Genomic DNA, 8,142 nt, shown 5'->3' on the forward strand with positions numbered 1-8,142 from the left:
AATCGCTTCAGGTAAGTATGGTTACCAGGTCGAAAGGCAGCGTGGTGGTCGACCCGTCCTCGTTCCAGCGCTCCGCTGGCCTCACCGGCGGCGGCACGATGAGCTGGCAGTTGGCGCCGGCGCCGGCGCCGGTCGTCGGTGTCCCGAGCGGCTCCTTGAGCGGCACCGTGAGCGGCACTATGAGCGGCGCTGCCGCTGAGGGCGCCGCCGCTGAGGGCGCTGCCGCTGAGGGCGCTGCCGCTGAGGGCGCTGCCGCTGAGGGTGCCGCGCTGGCGGCCGCGCTGATGTCCGCCGCGCGGGGGCTGGGCGATGCGCTGCGCGGTCCGCGTCCCGCCGGGGCCAGAGGCTATGGGACCGCCGCAGCGCTGGCCCTGTCCGACGGGGTGATCACCACCGAGACCAGCCTGCGTGAGCCGCTGGGCCGCCACCCGTTGGCCACCGCGATGCTGTCGGAGGGCACGTCGGCGCTCATCCGGCGCGGCCAGCGGGCCGGCATCGGGCAGTGCGTCGAGCTCACGCTGGTCTCCGACCGGCTCTACCAGGTCGAACAGCGCTGGACCGGCGAGGGCCGCCCAGGCGACCTGCGCTCCTACGCGCTGCAGGCGTTCCGCGGGGCGACGCTGACCATCCGGCAGATCGGCGACGCGAACGGCCGGCCACACGGCGCGGTCCGGCCGGCGTGCCGCCTGTGCCAGACGGTGCTGCCGGCGCTGGGCGTCACGGTCGTCGAGGCGGGTGGCTGGGACCCGGTGCCGCGGCCGGCGCCGGTGGTGGTCCCGACGCCCGGCGACATGCGGTCGACCGACATCCGGCAGCGGGAGTGGCTGCTCGGGGCGCCGTTCTATGCCGAGGGGACCGGCGCGGCGGGTCTGTCGCGCGTGTCGCAGCGGTTGCTGGCCGCCGGGTCCGGTGCCACCGCGCTAGTGCTGGTGACGTGGTCCGCGCCGAACCGGGGCCCGTACCTGCTCACCGCCGCCAACCGGGGCGGTGGCGTGTTCTGGCTCGACAACCCGTCCCGGGAGGTGTCGGGCGACCAGCCGCCGTACCTCGACAGGGTCGACGAGGTCTGGTCGGTGGTGCTCGACGCCGGTGGCCGGGCCGAGTCCGAGGCGGCGTCGGTGCCCCCGCCCGCGCTGGCCGACGGTCCGTTCGACCCCGCCCGGCCGACCGTGCACAACGGTGCCCGGCTTGGCGAGCTGCGCCTGCTCGTCGCGGCCTACCCCGCGGCCGACGACGCCGGCCGGGTGGCGCTGCGCGCCGAGATCGCCGCGTTGATCGACGACCTGGGCGTCCGGCCCGGAACGGCGGAGTCCAACGGCCGCTGGACCACGCTGCCGCCCGACCTGGCGGCGGCCCTGCTGGCGCTGGCCACACCGGTGCTGACCCCGAAGGCGGTGGCGACCGTGCTGGCCGCCGACCCGGCCCGGCTCAACGCGCCGCAACGGGCCTGGCAACGTGACTTCGAAGACCGGCTGGCCGATGCGTTCACCGGCACCCTGTCGGGCCCGAGCCGGAAGGCCGGCGGGTCCGCGGCGGTGGCCGCCGAACTGGCCGACCGCCTGCACCGGCTGGCCGTGGCCGGGGAGGCGGCGCCGGCGAGCGTGCCGAGGCTGCCGGCGTACGCCGGCCAGGTGATCGGCCTGCCGCCCGACCGTATCTCTGTACTCCGCGAGCTCGACGCCCCGCTGGCCGACACGGCCACCGCCACCGGCGTCTACATCGACCTGACCGGCCGCCCCGACCTGGCGCCGTACGCCCGCACCGGCATCGAGCCGGTCCGCCTCCCCCCATGCGACGCCGACGACCTGACCACCGACCACGGCCGAGCCGCCCTCCGCGACGCCGACCGGCGCCAGGCGAGAGCGGACTTCCGCGCCGCACACAGCGGCGACCCGGCCACCCTGACGCTGCTGAGCACCCACGACTTCCACTACGTCGGCGTGTACCGGCCTGGCGAGCCGCGGGAGCTGGGGCTGGTCCCCGATCTGGTGGCGGCCGCGGTGCGGGCGATCTCGCCGGTGCGTCCGCCGCCGCTGGTTCCGCCGCAACGGCCGCCCCGCCCGGTCGCCCCGCCACCGGCGACCGAGGAGCCGGCGCCGGTGCCCGCGCCCGCGGCGGAGCAGGAACCGGAGGCCCGCCCCGACCCGGCGATCGAACAGACGACGCTCGATGCGGAGCAGGAACCGGAGCCCGTCGTGCCGGCGGCCGGCTTCGGGGTGGCGGCGCTGCTGTCGGCACCCGGCACCGCCCCAGCACCGGCGGCAGCGCCCGGCCCCGCGCCCGTCGCAGCAGCACCCGTCGCAGCGGCCGACCCGGTGGCGGCCGTCGCGCGGGCGGCGGTTTCGGTGCCGGTACAGCGGGCGCCCCTCGCCGACCAGCCGAGTTTCGCCTACTACGCCCTCGCCGACCAGGCCGACCGGCCCACCGGGTTGCTGGTCGTGGCGATGCTGCCCACCGGTCCGCGGACCCGGCGGTTTGAGGCGGCCGGGGCCCGGTCGGCCGGGTCGCCCAGTCCGGTGAGTCGGGAGCGGGCCGAGGAGATCAGTCGGCAGGCGCTCGGGTTCGAGCTGCCCGCCGAGGCGCGGCTGCCGGAGGTCTTCCATGGCTGAGGTCGCCGACGTGCGTCCGTACGGGCGGCTCGACGCGTCGCGGGTGTCGATGGTGGAGACCGGGCTGGGCCGGCCCCTGCCGCCGGTGTACCGCGCCTGGCTCGGCTCGACCAACGGCGCCTACATCGTCGGCGAGCATGGGATACCGGGCTGCCCGTTCGTGTTGTTCGAGGAACGGCCGCTGTTCGGGGTCCACCCGCACTTTCGTCCCTTCGATCTTCTTGCCGCCGACGGCCTGTACCGGCGGCCGTGGCTCTCCACCGACTACCTCGTCGTGGCCGCGCCGTCCGGCGGCCTGTTGGTGGTGCGGGTGGCCGCGCCCGGAGCCGACACCGTGCTCCTCCTGCCCGAGGACGCGATGACCGGGCAGCCCGGCGCGGCCGCCGACGCGGTACGCGAACGGCACCTCGTACCGCTGGCCGACGACGTCAACGACTTCGGGCACCAGCTGCGACGGCTCGCGTGACACCGCTCGTCGTGCCGCTCGGACAGTTCCTCGGCACCCAGTACCTCGCCGACGTGCACGCCCGCAACGTGCGCGTCGGAACCCAGGTCGTCCCGCTCGACGACCCGCACTTCGGCGCGTGGGCGCTCATGCACGGACTGCCCAACCGGGTCGGCGAACAGCCCTGGACGCGCGCTGCGGTCGCCGAGGCCGCCGGCACGACCGTCGACCACCTGATCGACGGGCTGGTCGGTGACGGGCTGGCCACCGAGGTCGACCCCGCCGACGGGGTGGCGTTCGCCCGCGCGCACCGCATGGGGCACCGGATGCTCGGCCTCGGCAACACCGCCGAGCGACCCGGCCTCTTCGCGATCGGACTGTTCGACCGGCCCATGGTCTACGTGACCCGCGACGTCTACGACCTGTGGGACGCGTGCCAGCTCGCCGACAGCCTGTGGGAAACCTGCCGGGCGGTCGCCCCCGACCGGCCCGAGGAGCTGGCCGACGGCTTCCTCGGCACCCTCCACCACCTGCTCGCCATGAGCCTCGTGTACGTGGAGCCCACCACATGATGCTTCCTGTCGGTCACTACACCGGGTCGGAGCACCCGCCCGGGCACCGGACCATCCGGGTCGGACGCACCCGCGTCTCGTTCCCGGACGACGAGCCGTTCCTGGTCTGGGCGGCCGCGCACCGGCCACCCGGCGACCTCGCCGCACCCTGGGGCCGCCGGGAGGTCGCCGCCGCCAGCGAGGTCACCGACCCCGAACCGCTCATCGACGGCCTGCTGCGCGACGGCCTGCTGGTCGAGCTGACCGACCCGGAGGCGTTCGCCCGCGCCTACAAGGCGGTGCCGATCCTCATCGCGCTGGGCAACACGCCCGCGGACCCCGACCGGTTCGGCATCGGGCTGTTCGGGCTCGACCCGGTGATCACCGTTCCGCCGCGGGTCTTCGAGGTCTGGCAGTGGGGCACGGTCGGCACGAGCCTGTGGGCGGTAAGCGAGGCGTTCGCGATCGCGACCACGCGGGCCACCGGCGAACCGGTGAGCCCCGAGGACGTGCTCGGAGGCTTCCTCCACGCGCTGCCGGCGCTGGTCGGGTCGAACGCCCTCTACCTGGATGTGGTCGAGGCTTAGAGCTGACCGGCGATGTTCGCATACGTGGTGCGCACCGCCTCCAGGCGCGGCCGCCGGAACCGTCCCGGCTCCTTCGCGTACGCGGCCCGGCCTCGGTCGGTGGCGAACGCCGCCTCCGGCACCCGGTCGTCGCCGTCGGGGATGAACTTCAGCACCTCGTCGATCGCGGCGACCGCGCGGGTGAGCATCGAACGGGCCTGCGCCAGCCCGTCGGCGGCCAGCGACGCCGTGTCGGCGGGCACGTTCCGGGCGTAGGCGTCGGCGACGCTCAGCCACTCGCCGGGATCGATCAGCTCCGACGGCTCGGTGCCGCCGTAGCTCACCGACCCGTCGCGGGGCGGCATCGTGATCTGCTTCGGCAGCCGGAACGTGAACTCGCGGTGCGCACCGTCCTGCGGGCAGGTGCCCGTGTAGTGGCTGGCCAGGTCGCCGTCCGGGGTCTCGATCACGGAACTGCTGCGGGGGAACCGCAGCTCGCCGCACCCGCAGGGGTGCAGGTCCATGTAGAGGTGCGCTTCCTCGTTGGTGCGGGCGAGTCGCAGCGCCATGGTTCAACTCTATCGGTTTAGCTGACACTAAATCGTTGGGCGTGACCGGCCGCTCGGCCAGAGTGCCCGCATGGAGATTCCGAAGATGCGCGTCGGCTTCGGCGCGCTGCGGCTCACCGGTCCGGGCGCATTCGACCGGACGCCCGACCGCTCGGCGGCGCGGGCGGTGCTGCGGCGCGCCGTCGACCTCGGCGTCACGCACATCGACACCGCCGACTCGTACGGGCTCGGCGACAACGAGGAGCTGATCGCGGAGGCGCTGCACCCGTACCCGTCGGGGCTGGTGATCGCGACGAAGGCCGGCCAGTCGCGGCCCGACCGCCGGTCGTGGGTGCCGCTCGGCCGGCCCGAGTACCTGCGGCAGCAGGCCGAGCTCAGCCTGCGCCGGCTGCGGGTCGACCGGCTCGACCTGTTCTACCTGCACCGCGTCGACCCGCACGTGCCGTTCGCGGACCAGGTCGGCGCGCTGGCCGAGCTTCGCGCGGAAGGCAAGGTCGCCGAGGTCGGGCTTTCAGAGGTGACCGTGGAGCAGCTGGCCGAAGCCGAGAAGCTGGTACCGGTCGCGGCGGTGCAGAACCTGTACAACTGGGCCGACCGGAGCCACGAGCCGGTGCTGGAGCACTGCACGCGGTCCCATAAAGCCTTTGTTCCGTGGCTGCCGGTCGCGGGCGGCCGCCACGACGCCCGGCTCGACGCGATCGCGGCCCGGATCGGCGTGACGCCGGCGCAGGTGGCGCTGGCCTGGCTGCTGCACCGCTCGCCGGTGGTGCTGCCGATCCCGGGCACGCGGTCGCTCGACCATCTCGCCGAGAACGTGGCGGCGGCCGAGATCGACCTGGGTGCTAGCGAGCTTGATCGACCCTGACGACCACGGTCTTCGGGCCCTTGTCGTGCAGGCACTGCTTGTACGGCTTGTCCCACAGGCACCACAGCGGGTCGAGGAGACCCACGTAGCAGCTGCCCAGCAGGTTGAACAGCTGCGTCATGAGCATCCGGTACGTGAGCTGACCGCGACGGAGCGGAACCCCGGGCTCGAGCGAGGCGATCGCGATCTTCATGATCCGCTTGCCCGGGGTCTGCCCGTTGTACCGGAACGGGAGCTCGACCTCGTACACGTACAGGCTGGCGAGCACGATGAGGACCATCAGGAAGATTGCCATGATCGGCACGACGGGCGAGTCGTCACCGAAGATCGCGACCGCGAGGTAGATGAACAGCACGACCACGACGCCCAGCAGCGCATACGCCACGAACCAGAACAGGCTGTCGAGGATGCGGGCGAGCAGGCGTTTGCCGGGATCGGCCAACGGCCGGCCGTCGGGCGCCATCGGCACCTGGAAGGCCGGCTGCTGCATCTGGTGGTCGGCCGACCCCTGCGGATACTGCGGCATCTGGTACCCGGACTGCGGGTACTGCCCGTACTCGGTCACCCTGACAGGTTAGGCGCCCTCACAGTTTCGGGAAGACCGAGATGCGGCTCGGGTCGTCGTCGATCTCCCGCAGTCCGCGTCCGACGATCTTCGGGTCGGGCGGGACCGCCACCTCGTCGTCCTTGCCCTCGTAGTCGAACTGGGCCAGGACGTGCCGGATCGCCTCCAGCCGGGCGCGCTTCTTGTCGTTGCTCTTGACCACGATCCAGGGCGAGTCGGCGGTGTCGGTGTAGAAGAACATCGCCTCCTTGGCCTCGGTGTAGTCATCCCATTTGTCCAGGCTCGCGATGTCCATCGGCGACAGCTTCCACTGGCGCACCGGGTCGATCTGGCGGATCGCGAACCGGGTCCGCTGCTCGTCGCGCGACACCGAGAACCAGAACTTCACCAGGTGGACGCCCGAGCGGACGAACATCCGCTCGAGTTCCGGGGTCTGCCGCATGAACTCGAGGTACTCCGTGCGGGTGCAGAACCCCATGACCCGGTCGACGCCGGCCCGGTTGTACCAGGACCGGTCGAACAACACGATCTCGCCGGCGGCCGGCAGGTGCGCGAGGTACCGCTGGTAGTACCACTGCGTCGATTCACGTTCGCTGGGCTTCTCCAATGCCACCACGGTGGCGCCGCGCGGGTTCAGGTGCTCGGTGAACCGCTTGATCGTGCCGCCCTTGCCGGCGGCGTCGCGGCCCTCGAAGAGGATGACCAGCTTGGCGCCGTTCTGCTTGATCCATTTCTGCAGTTTCAGCAGTTCGATCTGCAACTGGCGCTTCTCGCGGTCATACTGCTCGCGGGACATGCGCTGCGGGTACGGGTAGTTCTCGCGCCATGTCTCGACGGCGTTGCCGTCCTTGTCGAGGAGGAGCGGCTCCTCCTCGTCGTCGAAGTCGACCCGGTAGTCGCCGAGGTTGTCCAGTACGTTGAGTTCTTCCAGGCGGGGATCGTGGAACAGCGGCGGGTGGCTCTTTACCTCGGCACTCATGCACGTCGTCATACCCCAGGTGACCGGCCGGCATGTTCCCGTGACACGGCGGCTGAGTGAACAATCCCGCGCGGCCCGCGTTCGCGCGTGTTCCCGGGGTGTGAGGAATGGGCCGCCTGGGAATGTCAACGGTCACCCCGACCGATCCCGGAACCTGTGAGGATCTGCGCGTGCAGGAGGAGCAAGCTGTGGCCGGTGAGACGGCCGCGGACGAGAGCGGTGAGTCTTCTCGTACCCAGAGAGACCGCAACAGCTCCGAGGTCATGCTCGCCGAGCTTGCGACGCTCGACGCCGGAAGCTCCGAGTTCGTCCGGCTCCGGGCCCAGATCATCGAAGACCTGCTGCCGCTGGCCACCCACCTGGCGGCCCGCTTCCGCAACCGCGGCGAGCCCTTCGACGACCTCGTGCAGGTGGCCAACCTGGCGTTGATCAAGGCCGTCGACGGGTTCGATCCGCACCGCGGGGTGAGCTTCTCCAGCTATGCCGTCCCGTTCATCGCCGGCGAGCTGAAGCGGCACTTCCGCGACAAGACGTGGCACGTGCGGGTCCCGCGTCGGCTGCAGGAGCTGAGCCTGCAGATCAACCGGGCCACCGACGAGCTGACCCAGCGGCTGGGCCGGTCGCCGACCGTCGCCGACCTGGCCAAGCACCTCGAGATCGGCGAGGAGGAGACGATCGAGGCCCTGGAGGCCGCCGGCGCCTACCACAGCCTGTCGCTCGACGCCCCCGCCGGCGGCGAAGACGGTGCCAGCACGCTCGTCGACCTGATCGGCACCGAAGACACCGACCTGGCCGAGGTCGACGCCCGGGTGGCGCTGCCGCCGCTGCTGGCCACGCTGCCGTCGCGCGAGCAGAAGATCCTGGCGATGCGGTTCTACGGCAACCTGACCCAGTCGCAGATCGCGTCGGAGATGGGCATCTCGCAGATGCACGTGTCACGGCTGATCACGAAGGCGCTGGCGTCCCTACGCCACCAACTCCTCGACGACGACT

General features: G+C 72.2%; 9 protein-coding genes. 6 read left to right on the top strand and 3 right to left on the bottom strand.

Annotation, left to right across the window (positions count from 1 at the left end; genetic code table 11):
* Positions 1 to 44 precede the first annotated feature (44 nt).
* Genes Voc01_RS53970 through Voc01_RS04650 form a run of 4 tightly spaced genes read left to right on the top strand, consistent with a single transcriptional unit; the run spans position 45 to position 4,192 of the window.
* Positions 45 to 2,609 carry a YwqJ-related putative deaminase gene (locus Voc01_RS53970; protein ID WP_203925998.1) on the top strand — a complete coding sequence of 855 codons (2,565 nt, stop codon included), beginning with the start codon at positions 45 to 47 and terminating at the stop codon, positions 2,607 to 2,609.
* On the top strand, positions 2,602 to 3,075 hold the full coding sequence (locus tag Voc01_RS04640; protein ID WP_203925999.1) for an SMI1/KNR4 family protein: 474 nt from the start codon (positions 2,602 to 2,604) through the stop codon (positions 3,073 to 3,075). Before Voc01_RS53970 ends, Voc01_RS04640 begins: the two co-directional genes overlap by 8 nt.
* Positions 3,072 to 3,626 carry a hypothetical protein gene (locus tag Voc01_RS04645; protein ID WP_203926000.1) on the top strand — a complete coding sequence of 185 codons (555 nt, stop codon included), beginning with the start codon at positions 3,072 to 3,074 and terminating at the stop codon, positions 3,624 to 3,626. The genes Voc01_RS04640 and Voc01_RS04645 overlap by 4 nt, the downstream gene beginning before the upstream one ends.
* The gene (locus tag Voc01_RS04650) at positions 3,623 to 4,192 is read left to right on the top strand and encodes a hypothetical protein (RefSeq protein ID WP_203926001.1); all 570 of its coding nucleotides are present in this window, start codon (positions 3,623 to 3,625) and stop codon (positions 4,190 to 4,192) included. Before Voc01_RS04645 ends, Voc01_RS04650 begins: the two co-directional genes overlap by 4 nt.
* Here the strand turns inward: Voc01_RS04650 and Voc01_RS04655 are convergent.
* On the bottom strand, positions 4,189 to 4,740 hold the full coding sequence (locus Voc01_RS04655) for a hypothetical protein (protein ID WP_203926002.1): 552 nt from the start codon (positions 4,738 to 4,740) through the stop codon (positions 4,189 to 4,191). The genes Voc01_RS04650 and Voc01_RS04655 overlap by 4 nt on opposite strands.
* Positions 4,741 to 4,810: 70 nt before the next feature.
* On the opposite strand from Voc01_RS04655, the gene Voc01_RS04660 reads away from it, so the two are divergent.
* A complete protein-coding gene (locus tag Voc01_RS04660) occupies positions 4,811 to 5,605 on the top strand; it encodes an aldo/keto reductase (RefSeq protein ID WP_203926003.1) in 795 nt (264 codons plus the stop codon).
* Here Voc01_RS04660 and Voc01_RS04665 read toward each other — a convergent pair.
* Both Voc01_RS04665 and ppk2 read right to left on the bottom strand, forming a co-directional pair.
* Positions 5,583 to 6,170 (bottom strand): RDD family protein, encoded by a 588-nt coding sequence (locus tag Voc01_RS04665; protein WP_203926004.1) that lies wholly within the window; start codon positions 6,168 to 6,170, stop codon positions 5,583 to 5,585. The two genes, Voc01_RS04660 and Voc01_RS04665, sit on opposite strands and share 23 nt — an antisense overlap.
* 19 nt (positions 6,171 to 6,189) lie before the next feature.
* A complete protein-coding gene (gene ppk2 / locus Voc01_RS04670) occupies positions 6,190 to 7,149 on the bottom strand; it encodes a polyphosphate kinase 2 (protein ID WP_203926005.1) in 960 nt (319 codons plus the stop codon).
* A 188-nt stretch (positions 7,150 to 7,337) separates the two neighbouring features.
* Here ppk2 and Voc01_RS04675 point away from each other — a divergent pair.
* A partial coding sequence (locus Voc01_RS04675; RefSeq protein ID WP_239159952.1) for an RNA polymerase sigma factor SigF occupies positions 7,338 to 8,142 on the top strand: 805 nt, incomplete at its 3' end.

The organism is Virgisporangium ochraceum, from assembly GCF_016863655.1.
GTDB lineage: Bacteria > Actinomycetota > Actinomycetes > Mycobacteriales > Micromonosporaceae > Virgisporangium > Virgisporangium ochraceum.